The organism is Streptomyces sp. GQFP (assembly GCF_021545335.1).
Taxonomy (GTDB): domain Bacteria; phylum Actinomycetota; class Actinomycetes; order Streptomycetales; family Streptomycetaceae; genus Streptomyces.
In genome coordinates this window covers 3,164,475-3,183,276 of record NZ_CP089312.1, presented here as the reverse complement: position 1 = coordinate 3,183,276, position 18,802 = coordinate 3,164,475, and the positions used below count along the sequence as shown (strand labels likewise).

16 protein-coding genes and 1 pseudogene are annotated in these 18,802 nt (G+C 67.5%); 9 read left to right on the top strand and 8 right to left on the bottom strand.

Features of this window, described 5'->3' with window-relative positions; genetic code table 11:
* Window positions 1-128 precede the first annotated feature (128 nt).
* From typA to LUX31_RS13810, 7 genes are all read left to right on the top strand, one after another.
* The gene (gene typA, locus LUX31_RS13840; protein WP_235479912.1) at window positions 129-2,036 is read left to right on the top strand and encodes a translational GTPase TypA; all 1,908 of its coding nucleotides are present in this window, start codon (window positions 129-131) and stop codon (window positions 2,034-2,036) included.
* A gap of 708 nt (window positions 2,037-2,744) precedes the next feature.
* The gene (locus LUX31_RS13835) at window positions 2,745-4,367 is read left to right on the top strand and encodes a peptide ABC transporter substrate-binding protein (RefSeq protein ID WP_235475081.1); all 1,623 of its coding nucleotides are present in this window, start codon (window positions 2,745-2,747) and stop codon (window positions 4,365-4,367) included.
* A gap of 142 nt (window positions 4,368-4,509) precedes the next feature.
* Entirely contained in the window at window positions 4,510-5,442 is a 933-nt protein-coding gene (locus LUX31_RS13830) for an ABC transporter permease (protein WP_235475080.1), read from the top strand.
* Window positions 5,435-6,382: an ABC transporter permease gene (locus LUX31_RS13825; protein WP_235475079.1), complete on the top strand. Its 948-nt coding sequence runs from the start codon at window positions 5,435-5,437 to the stop codon at window positions 6,380-6,382. The genes LUX31_RS13830 and LUX31_RS13825 overlap by 8 nt, the downstream gene beginning before the upstream one ends.
* An 11-nt stretch (window positions 6,383-6,393) precedes the next feature.
* Window positions 6,394-7,446 (top strand): ABC transporter ATP-binding protein, encoded by a 1,053-nt coding sequence (locus LUX31_RS13820; protein WP_235475078.1) that lies wholly within the window; start codon window positions 6,394-6,396, stop codon window positions 7,444-7,446.
* Complete coding sequence (locus LUX31_RS13815; RefSeq protein WP_235475077.1) at window positions 7,439-8,587, top strand: ABC transporter ATP-binding protein; 1,149 nt, start codon at window positions 7,439-7,441, stop codon at window positions 8,585-8,587. Before LUX31_RS13820 ends, LUX31_RS13815 begins: the two co-directional genes overlap by 8 nt.
* Before the next feature lie 77 nt (window positions 8,588-8,664).
* Complete coding sequence (locus LUX31_RS13810) at window positions 8,665-9,054, top strand: VOC family protein (protein WP_235475076.1); 390 nt, start codon at window positions 8,665-8,667, stop codon at window positions 9,052-9,054.
* Here the strand turns inward: LUX31_RS13810 and LUX31_RS13805 are convergent.
* The 8 genes and pseudogenes from LUX31_RS13805 to LUX31_RS13770 all read right to left on the bottom strand — a co-directional run.
* Window positions 9,044-9,350 (bottom strand): annotated as a pseudogene (locus LUX31_RS13805) (oligopeptide/dipeptide ABC transporter ATP-binding protein); the annotation flags it as partial. The gene LUX31_RS13810 and the pseudogene LUX31_RS13805 sit on opposite strands and share 11 nt — an antisense overlap.
* A gap of 71 nt (window positions 9,351-9,421) precedes the next feature.
* Window positions 9,422-9,862 (bottom strand): VOC family protein, encoded by a 441-nt coding sequence (locus tag LUX31_RS13800; RefSeq protein ID WP_235475075.1) that lies wholly within the window; start codon window positions 9,860-9,862, stop codon window positions 9,422-9,424.
* A gap of 82 nt (window positions 9,863-9,944) precedes the next feature.
* The gene (locus LUX31_RS13795; RefSeq protein WP_235475074.1) at window positions 9,945-10,952 is read right to left on the bottom strand and encodes an ABC transporter ATP-binding protein; all 1,008 of its coding nucleotides are present in this window, start codon (window positions 10,950-10,952) and stop codon (window positions 9,945-9,947) included.
* A gap of 76 nt (window positions 10,953-11,028) precedes the next feature.
* Window positions 11,029-12,000: an ABC transporter ATP-binding protein gene (locus LUX31_RS13790; protein WP_235475073.1), complete on the bottom strand. Its 972-nt coding sequence runs from the start codon at window positions 11,998-12,000 to the stop codon at window positions 11,029-11,031.
* Window positions 11,997-12,926 (bottom strand): ABC transporter permease, encoded by a 930-nt coding sequence (locus tag LUX31_RS13785; RefSeq protein ID WP_235475072.1) that lies wholly within the window; start codon window positions 12,924-12,926, stop codon window positions 11,997-11,999. The genes LUX31_RS13790 and LUX31_RS13785 overlap by 4 nt, the downstream gene beginning before the upstream one ends.
* Complete coding sequence (locus tag LUX31_RS13780) at window positions 12,923-13,987, bottom strand: ABC transporter permease (protein WP_235475071.1); 1,065 nt, start codon at window positions 13,985-13,987, stop codon at window positions 12,923-12,925. Before LUX31_RS13780 ends, LUX31_RS13785 begins: the two co-directional genes overlap by 4 nt.
* Window positions 13,988-13,990: 3 nt before the next feature.
* A complete protein-coding gene (locus LUX31_RS13775; protein ID WP_235475070.1) occupies window positions 13,991-15,844 on the bottom strand; it encodes an ABC transporter substrate-binding protein in 1,854 nt (617 codons plus the stop codon).
* Window positions 15,845-16,116: 272 nt separating this feature from the next.
* Complete coding sequence (locus LUX31_RS13770) at window positions 16,117-16,656, bottom strand: hypothetical protein (protein WP_235475069.1); 540 nt, start codon at window positions 16,654-16,656, stop codon at window positions 16,117-16,119.
* 524 nt (window positions 16,657-17,180) lie between these two features.
* Here LUX31_RS13770 and LUX31_RS13765 point away from each other — a divergent pair.
* A complete protein-coding gene (locus LUX31_RS13765; RefSeq protein WP_235475068.1) occupies window positions 17,181-17,471 on the top strand; it encodes a helix-turn-helix domain-containing protein in 291 nt (96 codons plus the stop codon).
* Between the two features lie 261 nt (window positions 17,472-17,732).
* Window positions 17,733-18,794: an ABC transporter ATP-binding protein gene (locus tag LUX31_RS13760; RefSeq protein WP_235475067.1), complete on the top strand. Its 1,062-nt coding sequence runs from the start codon at window positions 17,733-17,735 to the stop codon at window positions 18,792-18,794.
* Window positions 18,795-18,802 lie beyond the last annotated feature (8 nt).

The following is an 18,802-nucleotide window of genomic DNA, read 5'->3' as shown; positions in this document are numbered from 1 at the left end:
CCCGGCGAGCCCCCGCTCCGCCGGGCCCGTAGCATGGGGTAAGGCCGTGGCATGTTCAGCCCGGCAGGGCCCGCGTGACGCAGACGTACGCGCAGGCCGTCCTCACCACTCCGGGAGTACGCCGCACTATGGCCACGCGCCACGACATCCGCAACGTCGCCATCGTCGCCCACGTCGACCACGGGAAGACGACACTGGTCGACGCCATGCTGAAGCAGGCCGGTGCCTTCGCCGCGCACGCCGCCGAGTCGCTCGACGACCGCATGATGGACTCGAACGACCTGGAACGTGAGAAGGGCATCACGATCCTCGCCAAGAACACGGCGGTGAAGTACCACCCGAAGGACGGGGGGGACGTCATCACCATCAACATCATCGACACCCCGGGCCACGCCGACTTCGGCGGCGAGGTCGAGCGCGGTCTGTCGATGGTGGACGCCGTCGTTCTGCTCGTAGACGCCTCCGAGGGCCCGCTGCCGCAGACCCGCTTCGTCCTGCGCAAGGCGCTCCAGCAGCGTCTGCCCGTCATCCTCTGTATCAACAAGACCGACCGCCCCGACTCCCGGATCGACGAGGTCGTCAACGAGACCTACGACCTCTTCCTGGACCTGGACGCGGACGAGGAGCAGATCGAGTTCCCCATCGTCTACGCGTGTGCGCGTGACGGTGTCGCCTCGCTGACCAAGCCGGAGGACGGCACGGTCCCGGCCGACAGCAACAGCCTGGAGCCGTTCTTCTCCACGATCCTGTCGCACGTCCCGGCCCCGTCGTACGACGAGGAGGCCCCGCTCCAGGCGCACGTCACCAACCTGGACGCGGACAACTTCCTCGGCCGTATCGCGCTGCTCCGCGTCGAGCAGGGCGAGCTGCGCAAGGGCCAGACCGTCACGTGGATCAAGCGTGACGGCACGATGTCCAACGTCCGCATCACCGAGCTGCTGATGACCGAGGCGCTCACCCGCAAGCCGGCCGAGATGGCGGGCCCCGGTGACATCTGTGCCGTCGCCGGTATCGCGGACATCATGATCGGCGAGACCCTCGCCGACCCCGAGAACCCGATCGCGCTGCCGCTCATCACGGTCGACGAGCCGGCGATCTCCATGACCATCGGTACCAACACCTCGCCGATGGTCGGCCGCGGCGGCACCGGCAAGGGTGCCGAGAACAAGGCCGTGGTCAAGGACCGCAAGGTCACGGCCCGTCAGGTCAAGGACCGTCTCGACCGCGAGCTGATCGGTAACGTCAGCCTCCGTGTCCTCGACACCGAGCGTCCCGACGCCTGGGAGGTCCAGGGCCGTGGTGAGCTGGCGCTCGCCATCCTGGTCGAGCAGATGCGCCGCGAGGGCTTCGAGCTGACCATCGGCAAGCCGCAGGTCGTCACGCAGGAGATCGACGGCAAGGTCCACGAGCCCGTCGAGCGCATGACGATCGACGTGCCCGAGGAGCACATGGGCGCGGTCACGCAGCTCATGGGCGTCCGCAAGGGCCGCATGGACAACATGTCCAACCACGGCTCCGGCTGGGTCCGGATGGAGTTCGTCGTGCCCTCCCGCGGGCTCATCGGCTTCCGTACGGAGTTCCTGACCGGTACGCGCGGCACCGGCATCGCGCACTCCATCCACGAGGGCCACGAGCCCTGGTTCGGTGTGCTGGCGACCCGTAACAACGGTTCGCTGGTGGCCGACCGGGCCGGCGCCGTCACCGCCTTCGCGATGACGAACCTTCAGGAGCGCGGTGTCCTGTTCACCGACCCCGGCACCGAGGTGTACGAGGGCATGATCGTCGGCGAGAACTCGCGCTCCGACGACATGGACGTGAACATCACCAAGGAGAAGAAGCTCACCAACATGCGGTCGTCCTCGGCCGACTCGTTCGAGGCGATCGTCCCGCCGCGCAAGCTCTCCCTGGAGCAGTCCCTGGAGTTCTGCCGCGACGACGAGTGTGTCGAGGTCACCCCGGAGGCGGTTCGCATCCGCAAGGTGAACCTGGACGCCCGCGAGCGGGCCCGCTCGGCGAGCCGCGCCAAGCACGGCTAGTCACGGCCGGCACGGTCGGCATGACCGACGCCGGTTCCAGGCGGAACGCACCGGGTATCCCCACTTCACGTCGGGGGTGCCCGGTGTTGTCGTAGGGGGAAAACCCTTCAATTGAAGATGCGGGCCTTCATTCACGTCATGTCCGCACTACCCTGCTGCTGGAGGGATCGACCGGCGGTGGTGGGACGTGTGTCTGTGCACCGGCTGTGTCGTCGTCGTTCTGTCTGTCTACGGGCCCGTGGCGGTCCCGGCAACTGAGAGATCCTGTCGCGGCAGTCTGCTGACGGCGCGTCAGGCGGGGGCGCTTCCCGCGCTTTCGGAGCGCGGGTGCCGCCTGAGGAACCATGCACGGCGATCAGGCATACGCAACTCGTTTTCCACTCCGCCATGTCCGGAATACGGACACTCGTTTCCGATAGATGTGTAACAAGTCCGTTTCGCAGGGATCTTTCGGCAAACTGTTTGTCCGGATTTTGGAAGAAGTTTCTGTCAGGTGTGATCGAACCGAGACCTTGAGGATGTGGTTCGGCTATGGCACATGGCAGATAGTTAGGCGCGTAGAGCTCGGATCAACGGGTCTGGCGCAGCAAACTGTGCCGACTCGCGAGCGTGGGGGGCATCTGACTTTCCCGATACCGGCAACGGTGGCGGTGGTGTGTCGTCTGCTCTCTTTTTGCGGTGAACCAATGGACTCATGAGGAGGAACCCATGCGCGGTGCCAGGAGCGCCAAGTGGGTCGCGATAGCCGCGGTTGTGGCACTGAGTGCGACCGCCTGTGGTGGCAGCGACGACGGCGACAGTGGTGACAGCGCCGCGATCGATCCGAACGGTACGTTCACGGTCGAGTCAGGTGAGCCGCAGAACCCGCTGCAGCCGGCCAACACCATGGAGTCCTACGGCAGCATCGTGATCAGGTCGCTGTTCACCGGTCTGGTGGACTACGACTCCAGCGGCAAGATCGTCATGATGAACGCCCAGTCGGTCGACACCACGGACAACAAGACCTTCACGGTCAAGCTGAAGTCCGGCTGGAAGTTCCACGACGGCACCCCGGTCACCGCCGAGTCCTACGTCAAGGCCTGGAACTGGGCCGCCAACCCGGAGAACAAGCAGACCAACAGCTTCTGGTTCTCGGACATCAAGGGTTACTCCGATGTCGCCCCCGAGACGGGCAAGGCCAAGGCCACCGAGCTCTCTGGTCTGAAGGTCGTCGACGACAGCACCTTCACCATCGAGCTGGGCACGGCCATGCCGTACTTCGTCTACAAGCTCGGTTACGAGGTCTTCTCGCCGCTGCCCGAGTCCTTCTTCAAGGACCCGAAGGCCGGCGGTGAGAAGCCGATCGGCAACGGTCCCTACAAGTTCGTCAGCTGGGAGCACAAGAAGGCGATCACGGTCGCCAAGAACGCCGACTACAAGGGCTCGAACGCGGCCAAGAACGGCGGCGTGATCTTCAAGAACTACTCCACCCCTGAGACGGCCTACGAGGACCTGAAGTCCGGCAACCTCGACGTCACCACCCAGATCGCCCCGAAGGACCTGCCCGTCTATAAGACGGACCTCGGCGACCGTGCAATAGAGCAGGCCTACTCCGCGGTCCAGTCGATCGTCCCGGCCTTCTACACCAAGCAGTGGAAGGACATCGACCCGAAGGTCCTCCAGGGCCTGTCGATGGCGATCGACCGCAAGACCATCACGACCACCGTGCTTCAGGGCACCCGTGAGCCTGCCACCGGCTGGGTCGCCAAGGGGGTCCTCGGCTACCAGGCCAACGTCGCGGGTGACGTCACCACGTACGACCCGGCCAAGGCCAAGGCGCTCATCAAGGAGGGTGGTGGCGTTCCCGACAACGCGATCACCATCCAGTTCAACGCCGACGGCGGTCACAAGGAGTGGGTGGAGGCGGTCTGCAACTCCATCACCAACGCGACCGGCGTGAAGTGCTCCCTCGACTCGAAGGCCGACTTCCAGGCCGACCTCGACGCCCGTGATGCTCACGAGGTCAAGTCCATGTACCGCGGGGGCTGGGTGCTGGACTTCCCGATGAACGCCAACTTCATCCGTGACCTGTACGGCACCAAGTCGGCGGGTAACACCAGCGGCTTCTCCAACAAGACGATCGACGCGGAGATCGCCGCTGCCGACAGCGCCGCCACGCTGGACGAGTCGGTGAAGAAGTACCAGGAGATCGAGAAGGAGCTCGTCAACTACATGCCGAGCATTCCGCTCTGGTACTACAAGGTCAACGCGGGCTACTCGGAGAAGGTCTCGGGCGTCAAGTTCGCCCAGGACGGCGACCCGATCCTGACCGGCGTCCAGGTCAAGAAGTAACCGAAAACAGCCCGTTGCCCGGGGCGCGCGCACCGCGCCCCGGGCAACGGCAGCGGCCGGGGGGCCCTTTCCGCACGTATCGCCGAGCGATGTGTGCGGAAAGGGCCCTGCCTGCTGCCGCTGTGACTTATATGGAGGCACGATGGGGCGCTACGTCGCACGACGACTGCTCCAGATGATCCCGGTCTTCATCGGGACGACTTTGCTCATCTTCCTCATGGTCTACGCCCTGCCCGGTGACCCCGTCAGAGGGCTGTTCGGAGACAAGGGCGGCAGCCCACAGGTGATCGCCGCGCTGAAGCGCGAGTACGGCCTCGACCAGCCGATCCTCGTGCAGTACTGGAACTACATGAGAGACATGATCCTGCACGCCGACTTCGGCACGCAGATCGCCAGCGGCCGCCCGGTCACCGATGTCCTCAGTGACGCCTTCCCGGTGACCCTGCGTCTGGGCGGCCTGGCCTTCGCCATCGAGGTCGTCTGCGGCATCGGTCTCGGCGTGTTCGCCGGCCTGCGCGCCGGACGCGCGGCCGACACTGGCGTCCTGCTGTTCACCCTGCTGCTGATCTCGGTCCCGGTGTTCGTCCTGGGCTTCATCCTCAAGTGGATCTTCGCCGACGAGCTGCAGTGGCTTGAACCGAACGTCAACGACCCATCGAACTACGGGCAGTTGCTGATGCCGGCCATCGTCCTGGCCACGGCGTCACTCGCCTATGTGACCCGGCTCACCCGTACGTCAATCGCGGAGAACATGCGCGCCGACTACGTCCGCACGGCCATCGCCAAGGGGCTGCCGCGGCGCCGGGTGGTGGGCGTTCACCTGATGCGCAACTCGTTGATCCCCGTGGTCACCTACCTGGGCACGGACATCGGCGCCCTGCTCGGCGGTGCCGTCATCACCGAGGGCATCTTCAACATCCAGGGCGTGGGCGGCACGATCTACCAGTCGATCGTCCGCCGGGAAGGCACCACCCTCGTCGGTCTGGTGACCATCCTCGTCATCGTCTACCTTGTCGCCAGCCTCCTTGTCGACCTGCTCTACGCGGTCCTTGACCCGAGGATTCGCTATGCCTGACATGACCAAATCCGACACCGCCACCGTCGCACCGGACGCCGTGAGCGCGGCTGCGGCAGCTCCGCAGCCCGACAAGGCCGAGAAGGCCCGCAGCCTGTGGGGCGACGCCTGGCAGGACCTGCGCCGCAACAAGATCTTCATCGTCTCGGCGGTGCTGATCCTGCTGCTCCTGACGATCACCTTCTTCCCCAGCTGGTTCACCAGCGCCAGCCCGACCTACGGCGACCTCGCCAACCACTACCTGCAGAAGCCGCAGATCGGGAAGGTCTTCTCGGCGGAGTGGCTGGGCTACGACCAGCAGGGCCGCAGCGTCTACGCACGGCTCATCTACGGCGCCCGGACCTCCATAGCCGTCGGCTTCGGCACCACGATCGTCGTGACTGTCGTGGGCGGTTTGGTCGGCATGATCGCCGGCTACTTCGGTGGGATCGTCGACTCCGTCCTGTCGCGCCTCGTGGACGTGTTCTTCGGCATCCCGTTCCTGCTGGGCACCATGGTTGTCCTCAACTCCTTCCAGGACCGCACGGCCTGGGTCGTCATCGGCGCCCTGGGCTTCTTCGGCTGGACCCAGCTGGCCCGTGTCATGCGCGGTGTGGTGATCACCACCAAGCAGTCCGACTACGTCCAGGCGGCCAAGGCGCTGGGGGCGAGCACCCCGCGCATCCTGTTCCGGCACATCCTGCCGAACACCCTGGCCCCGGTGATCGTCGTCGCGACCATCTCGCTCGGCGTCTACATCGGCGCGGAGGCCACGCTGTCCTTCCTGGGTCTCGGCCTGAACGGCGTCTCGTGGGGCAACGACATCTCCGACGGCGGCGCCCAGATCCGGGTGGCGCAGTGGATCATGCTGTACCCCTCGATCATGCTCACCCTGACCGTGCTGGCGTTCATCATGCTCGGTGAGGCCGTGCGCAACGCCCTCGACCCGAAGATGCGCTGAGGGAGGCGTACGTGACCATCATCGAAGAAACCGTGCCCGCTCCGCGCGACAGCGCGGAAGACGACGGCCCGCTGCTCGAAGTGCGTGACCTGCACGTCGAGTTCAAGACCCGCGAGGGTGTCGTCCGGGCTGTCAACGGCGTCAACTACAGCGTCGCCGCCGGCGAGACCCTGGCTGTGCTCGGCGAGTCCGGCTCCGGCAAGTCCGTCACCGCGCAGGCCGTCATGGGCATCCTCGACATGCCGCCGGCGACGATCCCGCGCGGTGAGATCCTCTTCCGCGGCCAGGACATGCTCAAGATGTCCGCCGAGGACCGTCGCCGCATCCGCGGCCGCAAGATCGCCATGATCTTCCAGGACGCGCTCAGTTCGCTGAACCCGGTGCTGACCGTCGGCTACCAACTCGGCGAGATGTTCCGTGTCCACCAGGCCATGTCCAAGAAGGACGCCAAGGCCAAGGCGATCGAGCTGATGGACCGGGTGAAGATCCCGGCCGCCTCGGCGCGGGTGAACGACTACCCCCACCAGTTCTCCGGCGGTATGCGCCAGCGCATCATGATCGCCATGGCGCTTGCCCTGGAGCCGGACCTGATCATCGCCGACGAGCCGACCACGGCCCTGGACGTGACGGTCCAGGCCCAGGTCATGGACCTGCTCGCGGAGTTGCAGCGTGAGTACAACATGGGACTCATCCTGATTACCCACGACCTCGGCGTGGTCGCCGACGTCGCGGACAAGATCGCGGTGATGTACGCGGGCCGGATCGTGGAGCGCGCCCCGGTCCACGAGCTGTACAAGCGCCCGGCGCACCCGTACACCCGTGGCCTGCTGGACTCGATCCCGCGCCTGGACCAGAAGGGCCAGGAGCTGTACGCGATCAAGGGTCTGCCGCCCAACCTGCTGCGCATTCCGACTGGTTGCGCCTTCAACCCGCGCTGCCCGAAGGCCCAGGACGTGTGCCGGGAGCAGATCCCGGACCTGCTGCCCGTCACCGAGCAGGACGGCACCGAGCTGGTGGGCCGCAGTTCGGCATGCCACTTCTGGAAGGAGACGCTCCATGGCTGAGCTCAGCAAGAACGACGAGCCGCAGGACGCCACGCCGAACGTCGCCGAGGTGGACGTCGTCGAAGCCCGCACCGAGGAGGAGGCGGTCGCCGCCGTCGAGGCCCCGGTCGAGCGCGGTGAGCCGATCCTCCAGGTGCGCAACCTGGTGAAGCACTTCCCGCTCACCCAGGGCATCCTGTTCAAACGGCAGGTCGGCGCGGTCAAAGCCGTCGACGGCATCTCCTTCGACCTGTACCAGGGCGAGACCCTGGGCATAGTGGGCGAGTCCGGCTGCGGCAAGTCCACCGTCGCCAAGGTGCTGATGAACCTGGAGCGGGCGACCGCGGGCGAGGTCTTCTACAAGGGCCAGGACATCACCAAGCTGTCCGGGCGGGCCATGAAGGCCGTGCGGCGCAACATCCAGATGGTGTTCCAGGACCCGTACACCTCGCTCAACCCCCGTATGACGGTGGGCGACATCATCGGGGAGCCCTTCGACATCCACCCCGAGGTGGCACCGAAGGGCGACCGCCGCCGCAAGGTCCAGGAACTCCTGGACGTCGTCGGTCTCAACCCCGAGTACATCAACCGGTACCCCCACCAGTTCTCCGGCGGCCAGCGCCAGCGCATCGGCATCGCGCGCGGCCTGGCGCTCAACCCGGAGATCATCATCTGCGACGAGCCGGTCTCGGCGCTGGACGTGTCCGTCCAGGCGCAGGTCATCAACCTGATGGAGCGACTGCAGGACGAGTTCAACCTCTCCTACATCTTCATCGCCCACGACCTGTCGATCGTCCGGCACATCTCGGACCGCGTCGGCGTCATGTATCTCGGCAAGATGGCCGAGATTGGCACCGACGAGCAGATCTACGACCACCCGACGCACCCCTACACCCAGGCACTGCTGTCGGCGGTCCCCGTGCCGGACCCGGAGGCCCGTGAGGGTCGCGAGCGGATCATCCTGACCGGCGACGTGCCCTCCCCGGCCAACCCGCCGTCCGGCTGCCGCTTCCGCACCCGCTGCTGGAAGGCCCAGGACAAGTGCGCCGAGGAGATGCCGCTCCTGGCGGTCCCCGAGCGCTTCAAGAACTCGGACGCTCCGGTGGCACACGAGTCGGCGTGCCACTTCGCCGAGGAGAAGGACGTCGTGCACGCGGCCTGACGCGGTGACGTGCTCCGCCGGTTCCCGGCACTCCGTCAGGGTGCCGGGAACCGGCATTTCCGCATCGATTGGAAGACATGCTGCACCACGTCGAGCTGTGGGTCCCCGACCTCCCCCGTGCGGCCCGCGCATGGGGTTGGCTGCTGACCCGCCTCGGCTACGAGCCGTACCAGGACTGGGAGCACGGCCGCAGCTGGAGGCTGGGGCCGACCTATCTCGTCGTGGAGCAGTCACCGGCCCTGAGCGGCGACCGTCACGACCGGCTGCGCCCCGGCCTCAACCACCTGGCCTTCCACGCCGGAAGCCGCGATGAGGTCGACGCGCTCGCGGCCGAGGCCCCTGCCCACGGCTGGACGCCGCTCTTCGCGGACCGCTACCCGCACGCGGGAGGCCCGCAGCACTACGCCGCCTACCTCACCAACGCCGACGGCTTCGAGGTCGAGCTGGTGGCCGAGGTCAGGCAGTGATCCGCGCCCGCGCCCAGTGACAAACCACTTGCGCCTCCCCGCCCGCCCAGCAGCCCGGGATCCTCGGTCGGGCGCGCCTTCGCGACGCCCGCCCGTTCCGCCTCCCCGCTCGCCAGGACCTGGCACCGGGCATGGAAACGGCAGCCGGACGGGATACGGGACGGGTCCGGGGGTTCACCGATGAGCACGACCGGATCACCGGGGGCTTCCGGAGGACCGACAACAGGGCCTGCGGGTACGGGTGTTGGGGGCGCCGTCAGGGCCTGCTCCACGGCCTCCGTTTTCACGTCCGGCCCCCTACCGGTTCCCGGCGCCCTCCGAGGTGCCGGGAACCGTGCGCTCAGGGGGAGCGGCACCCGGCACCCGGTCATCCTCGGGCCGAGGCCGCGCCGACGCAGAACTCGTTGCCCTCCGGGTCGGCCATCGTGATGTGGTGCCCGTCGAACTCTTCCAGGACGCTCCCGCCGGCCTTCACGAGCCGCTCGGACTCCGCCCGGATCCGTGCCCACCGCTCGTCGGCGCTGCCGTGCCCCGGGACCCGGACGTCGATGTGGAGTCGGTTCTTCGCCGTCTTCGGCTCGGGGACCTTGAGGATGGAGAGTCTGGGGCCGACGCCGTCGGGATCGCAGAGCCATGCGCCGTCGTCCGCGGAGTCGTCTTCCGGGAGGTCGAACTGAGCGAGCCACTCCTCGCGGGTTTCGTAAGGAGCCGGCGGCGGCTCGTCCATGTATCCCAGTGCCGTCTTCCAGAAGTCGGCGAGGAGCTTCGCGTCCGCGCAATCGAGGGTCAGATCGATTCTGGTTGCCATGGCAGGACCGTACTGCGCGCCTCTGACAGTGCGGCCGAGCGGAGCCGGTGGCCGCTCCCGCACGCTGTGGCTCGCAGGGCAATCAAGTGGTGATCCGCGTCACCCGGGCCCAGTGACACGCCACCTGGGCCTCCCCGCCCCCGGTGAGGATCCCGGGATCCTCGCCCCGGCACGCGTCTACCACTCCCGCCCGTTCCGCCTCCCCGCTCGCCAGGACCTGGCACCGAGCGTGGAAGCGGCAGCCGGAGGGGATGCGGGACGGGTCGGGAGGCTCTCCCGTGAGGACGACCGGATTCCCGGGTGCCTCCGGTAGCACCGACAACAGGGCCTGGGTGTACGGGTGCCGAGGCGCCGAGAGGACCTGTTCCACGTCCCCTGTCTCCACGATCCGGCCCAGGTACATCACCGCGACCCGGTCGGCGATGTTCCACGCCAGGCCCAGATCGTGGGTCACCACCAGGGCGGACAGGCCCAGTTCGGCCCGCAGGCGCAGCAGCAGGGCCAGGATCTCGCCACGCACGGAGGCGTCCAACGAGGCCACCGGCTCGTCGGCGACGATGAGTTCGGGCTCCAGGACCAGGGCACCGGCGATGACCACACGCTGACGCTGGCCGCCGGACAGCTCGTGCGGGTAGCTCAGGAAGAAACGCTCAGGTGGTCGCAGGCCCGCCCGGGACAGGGCTCCCGCGACCGCCGCCCGCTCGTCCCCCGCGTACCCGTGGATGCGCAGTCCCTCGGCGACCGCGTCGTACACCGTGTGCCGGGGGTTCAGCGATCCGGACGGGTCCTGGAGCACCAGCTGGACGTGGCTGCGGTAGGCCTTCAGGGCCCGTGAGGAGTACTCCAGGGGCTTGCCGCCGAAGCTGACGTGTCCGGCGGTCGGCGGGACCAGGCCGAGCAGTGAACGGGCCAGAGTCGTCTTGCCGCAGCCCGACTCGCCGACCAGCGCCACGATCTCCCCGGCCCGGATGTCGAGTTCGACGCCGTCCACGGCCCGGGCGGGCGCGGCACCGTGCCGCCCGGGAAAGGTCACGTGGAGGCCCCGGGCACTGAGGAGGGGGGCCTGCACGGCCGTAGGTGCTGTGGTCATGTGGTGTGCTCCTAGGCGAGCTGGTTGATCCGGGTGCAGTGCGGCGCCCCCGTCAGGGGCGCGGGGAACTGCGCGATCAGCCCCCACCGGCCCGCGGTGAACGATCTACATGTACACAGGCCGCCCGCCGCTCCCGCCCCGCGTCCCGGAGTGCCTGGTCCTCGCTGCCGCACACGTCCAGCGCGACAGCGCACCGCGGATGAAACGCACACCCGGCAGGCAGGGCCGACGGATCAGGCGGATCCCCCGCGAGGCCACGCGGAGCGAACCGTGACGCCGGGTCCCCGATACGCGGGAACGCCGCCGACAGAGCCCTGGCGTACGGGTGCAGCGCATCCTCGTACACCTGCCGGGCGGGGCCCTGCTCGATCACGCGGCCCGCGTACATCACCGCGAGCCGGTCGCAGGTGTCGGCGAGTACGGCCAGATCGTGGCTGATCATGACGAGGCTCAGGTTCTGGTCGGTGACGAGCTGTTCGATGAGCCGCAGGATCTGCGCCTGGATCATCACGTCCAGGGCGGTGGTCGGTTCGTCGGCGATGATCAGCAGTGGGTCGCAGGCCAGCGCCATGGCGATCATGACGCGCTGGCGCTGGCCGCCGGAGAGTTCGTGCGGATACGCCGAAGCCCGCGCCGCCGGCAGACCCACCTGCTCCAGCAGTTCGCCGGCTCTCCTCCGTGCCGCGGCCGCGGTTGCCTTGCGGTGCAGCAGGATCGGCTCCGCGATCTGGTCGCCCACGCGGTGAACGGCGTTGAGCGAGTGCATCGCCCCTTGGAAGACGATCGAGGCGCCCGCCCAGCGGACCGCCCTTACCCGTCCCCACCGCATGGTCAGGATGTCCTCACCGTCCAGCAGGATCTCCCCGCCGATCCGGGTCCCGGTCGGTAGCAGCCTGAGCAGCGCGAGCGCCAGCGTCGACTTTCCGCAGCCCGACTCGCCCGCGATGCCGAGTTTCTGGCCGGCCGCCAGCGACAGGTCCACACCGCGCACGGCAGCCGCCCCGCCCGCGTAGGTCACGTTGAGGTTCCGGACCTCCAGAAGAGTCAACGGGCCACCCCCAGCCTGGGGTTGAGAACGGACTCCACCGCGCGTCCGCACAGTGTGAACGCCAGGGCGACCACGGCGATCGCGATGCCTGGCGGCACCAGGTACCACCAGTCGCCGGCGCTGACCGCGCCCGCCTCGCGTGCCTCCTGGAGCAGGCCGCCCCAGGACACGACCGTCGGATCGCCGAGCCCGAGGAACGCGAGGGTCGCCTCGGCGAGGATGGAGGAGGAGATGATCAGGGTGGCCTGTGCCAGCACCAGTGGCATCACGTTGGGCAGCACATGCCGGGCCATGACGTGCCAGTGCCCGCCGCCGAGTGCCTTCGCGCGTTCGATGTACGGCCGCGACTCGACCGCCAGGGTCTGCGCCCGCACCAGCCGGGCCGTGGTCGGCCAGGACGTCACGCCGATCGCCAGCACGACCGTGCCGAGGGAGCGGGACATGACGGTGGCCAGCGCGATGGCGAGCACCAGCGTCGGCATCACCAGGAACCAGTCGGTGACCCGCATCATCACGGTGGCGTACATCCCGCGGAAGTGCCCGGCCGTGACCCCCACCAGGGCGCCGATACCCACCGAGAGCAGGGCCGCGAGCAGCCCGACGAGCAGGGAGACCCGCGCGCCCCAGATGAGCAGGCCCAGCAGATCGCGCCCGAACCGGTCGGTGCCCAGCGGGAATTCACCGCTCGGGCTCTCCATGGGCTGTCCCGGTGCGTCCGTCACGCTCGCGACGTCCGAGCCGACCGTCAGCGGCGCGGTCAGCGCGACCAGCGCGAAGAAGGCGAGCAGGGCCAGGCCCAGGAGGCCGGCGCGGTGGCCGCGGTACCGCTTCCAGAACCGGACGACGGAGGCGCGGCGCCGCTGCCGGGCGAGCTGCCGGGGACCGGCCGGAACCCGGGCTGCCGGGGGAGTCGCTTCGGTGGTCATCGGCCCACCCTGGGATCGAGGAGCGGATAGAGCAGGTCGGCCAGGGTGTTCATCACGATCACCGCCGCGGCGAAGACGAAGAACAGTCCCTGGACCAGCGGAAGATCGGGCACGCTCAGCGCCTGGTAGAAGAGCCCGCCCAGGCCCGGCCAGGAGAAGACGGTCTCGACGAGGATCACTCCCGCGACGGTCCGGCCGAGGTTGACGAAGATCAGTGTCATGGTCGGCAGCATGGCGTTCGGCACGGCATGCCGACGCCGGACCAGGTCGTCCCTGAGCCCCTTGGCGCGAGCGGTCGTCAGATAGTCGCTGCCCATCTCGTCGAGCAGAGCCGAGCGTGTGACCAGCAGGGTCTGTCCGTACTCGACCGCGACCAGGGTCACCACCGGCAGGACGAGATGGTGGGCGACATCGAGGACGTACGCGAAGCCGGTCTCACCGCCCGACTCCATGCCGCCGGTCGGGAAGAGACCGGGGATCGGGCCCATGCCCACCGAGAAGACGATGATGAGCAGCAGGCCGAGCCAGAACGACGGAATCGAGTAGAGAACGAGCGCCAGACCGGTGTTGAGCCGGTCGCTCGGTCCGCCGTTCCGCCAGGCCGCGCGGGTGCCGAGGTAGACGCCGAGCACGGTGTACAGGACGAACGCGGTGCCGGTGAGCACCAGCGTGTTCGGCAGAGCTTCGGTGATCTTGTCGATGACGGGCGCCCGGAACTGGTACGACGTGCCGAGGTCGCCGGTGAGAGCCTTGCCGCAGTAGTCCGTGAACTGCTGCCACAGCGGCAGGTCCAGGCCGAACTCCCGTCGGTAGGCGGCCAGTTGCTCGGACGATACCTGTCGGCCGCCCGTCATGGTCTTGACCGGGTCGCCGGGGATCAGTCGGAAGAGGAAGAAGCTGGTGACGAGGACGGCGAGCAGGGAGACGGCGGCGCCGCCCAACTTGCCTGCCCCGTATCGCAGATAGGCGGACCGGTTGCGGCGCGGACCGCGGTCCGACGGGGCGGCGAGGGCGGCCCCGTCGGACTCCGCGACCGACGCGGATGCTGCGTCAGCGGTCATCGGCTATTCGCGATCCTCTGCGCCGGCCCGGCGGCGCATCACGAAGAACACCACGGCGCCGAGGACCACCGCGAGACCTCCGACGGTGCCCGCGACGACCCCCGTCGAAACGGAGTCGTCGGAGGAGCTGTCGGAGGCGGCGGGCACCGCCGACCACCAGCTCCAGTAGCCGTCCTGACCGTAGATGTTGCCCGCTTTCACCGGCATGGTGGTGATCGACTTGATCTGGTCCGTGCGGTAGGCCTCGACCGCGTTCGGGTACGCCATGACGTTCATGTACCCGAGGTCGTACAGCCGCGACTCCATCTGCTTGACGATGTTCGCCCGTTCGGCCGGGTCGTACTCGGCGAGCTGGCGCGCGTACAGGTCGTCGTACTTCTTGTCGCAGACGAAGTTGTCGGTGGCGCCCACGTCCTTGGGTGTTGCGGGCAGGGCCCCGCAGGTGTGGATCGACAGGACGAAGTCCGGGTCGGGGTTGACGGACCAGCCGTCGAAGGCGAGGTCGTAGGTGCCTGCGAGCCAGGGGTCGCTCACGTTGTCCAGGCAGTCGAGTGTCACGCCGATGCCGAGGTCGCCCCACCACTCCTGGAGGTACTGGCCGACGGCCTTGTCATTGGGGTCGGTGGCGTGACACAGGATGCGATAGGTGATCGGCTTGCCGTCCTTGCCGACCCGTTTGCCGTCGCCGTTCTTCTTGTAACCGGCCTGGTCGAGGAGTTGGGCCGCCTTAGTGGGGTCGTAGGCGAGTTTCTGGCTTGCCGACGGTTTCCAGAAGTACGTCGAGAAGCGCGGCGGGATGTAGCCCTCGCCCTCGACCGCGTGGCCTTGGAACACCCTGTCGATAAGGGTCGTACGGTCGACGGCCATGAACAGCGCGTGCCGCACCCGCTCGTCGAGGAGCGAGGGGTCCCCGTCACCGAACTCCTCGCCATTCGCGGCCCGCGCGCCGGGGTTGGTGGCGAGGGCGTAGAAACGACGGCCGGGCGCTTCGTTGACGCGGATGTTCTTCACGCCCTGGAGGGACTCGGCCTGAGCGGGTGTCAGGGCCGGGGCCCCGGCGACGAAGGAGACCTCGCCCTTGCGCAGGGCGGCTACGGCGGCGTCCTGGTCCTTGTAGTACCGGAAGACCAGTTCGTCGAACTTGGGGGCGCCGCGCCAGAAGTTCTTGTTCGCCTTGAGCCGGACGTAGCTGTCCGCCTTGTAGTCGGTGAGGACGAACGGGCCGTTGCCGACGATGGGGAAGCTCTTGTCGTTGTTGAACTCCGAGAAGTCCCCGACCTTCTCCCAGACGTGCTTGGGCACGATCGGCACATCGAGGGCGGCCATCGTGGCCTGCGGCTTCTTTAGTTTGATGACGAGCTGTGTCGGGCTCGGAGCCGTCACCTTCTCGAAGTTGCCGACGTAGCTGCCGTTCGCGGTGGCGGCACCCTCGTCGGTCATCATCTTGTTGAACGTCCACGCCGCGTCCTCGGCGGTGGCCTGCTGCCCGTCCGACCACTTGGAGTCGGAGCGGATCGTGTACGTCCAGGTGAGTTTGTCGGCGGACGGCGTCCACTTGGTGGCGAGCCCCGGGATCGGGTGGGCGTCCTTGGGGTCGTAGTTGGTCAGGAACTCGTACATCAGCCGGTGGATGCTGGTGCTGACCAGCCGGGACGCGAGGAACGGGCTCAGCGAGTCGACGCTCTGGGCGACGGCGACGGTGAGGACCTTCTTGCTCTCCGCCGCCGACGCCTGCTGGGGCGCGAGGCCGAGCGGAGTCGAGACAGCGGCCGAGAGCGCCAGGGCGGCGGCTAAGAGCCGGAGCGCACGGCTCTTCAGGCTCTGGTTCCGTCTGCTGCGCCGGTCTTGAGCATTCATAGAACGTGGCCTCGTGTCATCGCTCGCACAGGGACGTCTGGAGGTACCGGGCCCCACCCGGCCGGGTGGGGCCAAGCGGGTTGATCAGGTATCTATCAGTGGCGGTCTGTGCCCGTCAACGGTGCCTTACCGTGTGTGGCCTGCGGAAATGCCACGTTGACGCGCGAGTGGGGCAGCTATTGGTCGAGACCGGTGAAGCGTCCCTGGTGGGGGCCTGACGGCCCCCACCGGAGTGTGGTCCGCCGGGAATCCGACGGACCACACTCATGGGGCTACTTCCACTCCAGGCCCCAGACGTTGCTGTTCGACTTCACCGGCGCGACCATCCACTTGGTCCAGACGGTCTTCTCGACGTACTTGCAGTTGGCGTTGTAGCGGTACGTGTACTTGCGGACCTTGAACTTCTTGGACTCGTGGAACATGGTCATGCGGACCTTGGTCTTGCCCGCCTTGTTCTTGGCCGGGATCGAGTACTCCCAGCTGCTGGACCTCGACCAGGACCCGCCGACGGTCACACTGAACGACGCGCTCGCCTTGGCGAAGATGGCCCCGGCCTCGGCCTCGACGCCCGCGGTGCCGCTGGCGTTCACCTCGGCGGTCGAGGTCGCGTTGTACGTGAGGTTGCCACCGAGGTGGTCGTACATCCAGTCGCTGTGGAGGTTCGTCGACTTCTGCACCGTCGACTTGTTCGTGATCTTGTAGCCCTTGCCGGGGCTCGGAGCGCACGCCGCCGAGGCGGGCGCGGCGACTCCGCCCACCATGCCGCCCGCGACAATGACGGTGGTGACGACGCTGCTTGCGAGTTTCCTCACGGATGGTGCCCTTCGGGTGAGTAAGCCGGTCTGCGACTTCTGTCGAACTACCTGTGATGGCTCTGTGTGGCTCGGACTCACCAGAACCCCCGTCAGCAGCTTCTGCTCGCCCGCCGGAGACGGCAGTTGGGCGAGTGATCCAGAAGTGCGGGGACAGGATTGACCGCGTGTCTGCGAGATGGCAAACGAGACATGGTGCGCCGGAGATACGCGTCTGTCTTGACCGTCGTGATCGCTACCGGGCAAAGCGTGCAAACGGGAACTCGCGCCGGAGTCGGGCGACTTGGTTCGCCGCCTCTGGGCGGATTGCCGCTATCGCTCGATGTGCATAAGGTGATCAACATCTCTCTGCGGAGGCTCATGCGCTTTGCGACATGAAAGGCGCACTCAAGGTCTTCTCGAGTGCGGAACCGACTACCGCAGATAGTTCATCTTCTGATGGCTGGGAAGCCTCGCGGGTTCTCTCGAGCGCGTGAGGTGTGACGGTCGTTCAGTACACGGGGAGAGTGGCGAAAATGCATGTTGTGGCAGTTCGCAGACATGGCGGCACCTGCGACGGAGCGGCGAGCGAGTGGCTCGGCAGGCCCTTGGGGGCGGCCGTGCGTGCCAGGCGTCTGGAAATGGGGCTGACGCAGGAGCGGGTCGCGGCGCAGGCCGGTATGAGTCAGGGGGCGCTGTCGCGTCTGGAGCGCGGCAGGGGAGTGCCGACCCTGCCGCTCCTGGAGCGGCTGGCGGCGGCCATGTCGTCGAACCTGCTGATCTCGTTGTCGCCGCACGGCGATGTCCGCGTGGTCTTCAGGCCGCCTGTGCGGTGATCGATTTGCTGATGTGAGTGATTCTCGATGCCGGCCACCACTCGGTGGCCGGCATCGGGCGTGAGTACCGCAACAGGGCTGCCGGAGACGCCTTTTGGTTCGTCGAGCCTTGCATTCGGAATCGATGTCAGTGCGACGGGCCGAGGACGGCGGTGGTGACGGTCCGGCCCGCCTCGGTCCCGGTTTCGAACGTTCTTACCGACGTCGTGTATGCCTACATCGACCCCGTAGGTCCGGCTCTCCCAGGAAGAACGAACCACCGTGACCACACTGACCAAGCCCGAGGGCGCACCGGCCCCGACCGGTCCGGACAGCTTCCTCTCGGTCCGCGATCTCAAGGTGCAGTTCTCCACCGAGGACGGCATCGTCAAGACGGTCGACGGGCTCTCCTTCGACGTCGAGCGCGGCAAGACCCTGGGCATCGTGGGCGAGTCCGGATCGGGCAAGTCCGTCACGAACCTGACGATCCTCGGTCTGCACAACCCGAGGAGCACCACCGTCGACGGCGAGATCGTCCTCGACGGCAAGGAACTCGTCACCGCCACGGAGAAGGAGCTGGAGCAGCTCCGCGGCAACAAGATGGCGATGATCTTCCAGGACCCGCTGACCGCGCTCTCCCCGTACTACACGGTGGGCCGCCAGCTGTCCGAGCCGTTCATGAAGCACACCGGCGCCTCCAAGAAGGAGGCCAAGGACCGGGCCGTGCAGATGCTGGAGAAGGTCGGCATCCCGCAGCCCAAGACGCGCTTCGACGACTACCCCCACCAGTTCTCGGGCGGTATGCGCCAGCGCGCGATGATCGCCATGGCGCTGATGTGCGACCCCGACCTGCTGATCGCCGACGAGCCCACCACCGCGCTGGATGTGACGGTGCAGGCCCAGATCCTGGACCTGCTCAAGGACCTCCAGCAGGAGTTCGGCTCCGCGATCATCTTCATCACGCACGACCTCGGCGTCATCTCGAACATGGCCGACGACCTGCTGGTGATGTACGCGGGCCGGGCCGTGGAGCGCGGCACCGTCAAGGAGGTCCTGCGCACACCGCAACACCCGTACGCCTGGGGCCTGCTCAGCTCCATGCCCCGCCTGGACGGTGACATCAACGAGGCGCTGACGCCGATCCCCGGCTCGCCGCCCTCGCTGCTCAACCCGCCCTCGGGCTGCCCCTTCCACCCGCGCTGCGCCTTCACCGGCGAGGTCTCGGGCAGTCTCTGCACCGATGTACGGCCGTCGCTGGCGGACGGGCGCGCCTCCGCGTGCCATCTGTCGGCGGAGCAGAAGCAGACCATCTTCATCGACAAGATCCAGCCCCGGCTGCGCTAGGGAGCACC

Bases quoted from the DNA above. Each gene is read 5' to 3' on its own strand.
- typA (WP_235479912.1), top strand. From the start codon at position 129: ATGGCCACGCGCCACGACATCCGCAACGTCGCCATCGTCGCCCACGTC.
- LUX31_RS13835 (WP_235475081.1), top strand. From the start codon at position 2,745: ATGCGCGGTGCCAGGAGCGCCAAGTGGGTCGCGATAGCCGCGGTTGTG.
- LUX31_RS13830 (WP_235475080.1), top strand. From the start codon at position 4,510: ATGGGGCGCTACGTCGCACGACGACTGCTCCAGATGATCCCGGTCTTC.
- LUX31_RS13825 (WP_235475079.1), top strand. From the start codon at position 5,435: ATGCCTGACATGACCAAATCCGACACCGCCACCGTCGCACCGGACGCC.
- LUX31_RS13815 (WP_235475077.1), top strand. From the start codon at position 7,439: ATGGCTGAGCTCAGCAAGAACGACGAGCCGCAGGACGCCACGCCGAAC.
- LUX31_RS13810 (WP_235475076.1), top strand. From the start codon at position 8,665: ATGCTGCACCACGTCGAGCTGTGGGTCCCCGACCTCCCCCGTGCGGCC.
- LUX31_RS13800 (WP_235475075.1), bottom strand. From the start codon at position 9,862: ATGGCAACCAGAATCGATCTGACCCTCGATTGCGCGGACGCGAAGCTC.
- LUX31_RS13795 (WP_235475074.1), bottom strand. From the start codon at position 10,952: ATGACCACAGCACCTACGGCCGTGCAGGCCCCCCTCCTCAGTGCCCGG.
- LUX31_RS13785 (WP_235475072.1), bottom strand. From the start codon at position 12,926: ATGACCACCGAAGCGACTCCCCCGGCAGCCCGGGTTCCGGCCGGTCCC.
- LUX31_RS13780 (WP_235475071.1), bottom strand. From the start codon at position 13,987: ATGACCGCTGACGCAGCATCCGCGTCGGTCGCGGAGTCCGACGGGGCC.
- LUX31_RS13775 (WP_235475070.1), bottom strand. From the start codon at position 15,844: ATGAATGCTCAAGACCGGCGCAGCAGACGGAACCAGAGCCTGAAGAGC.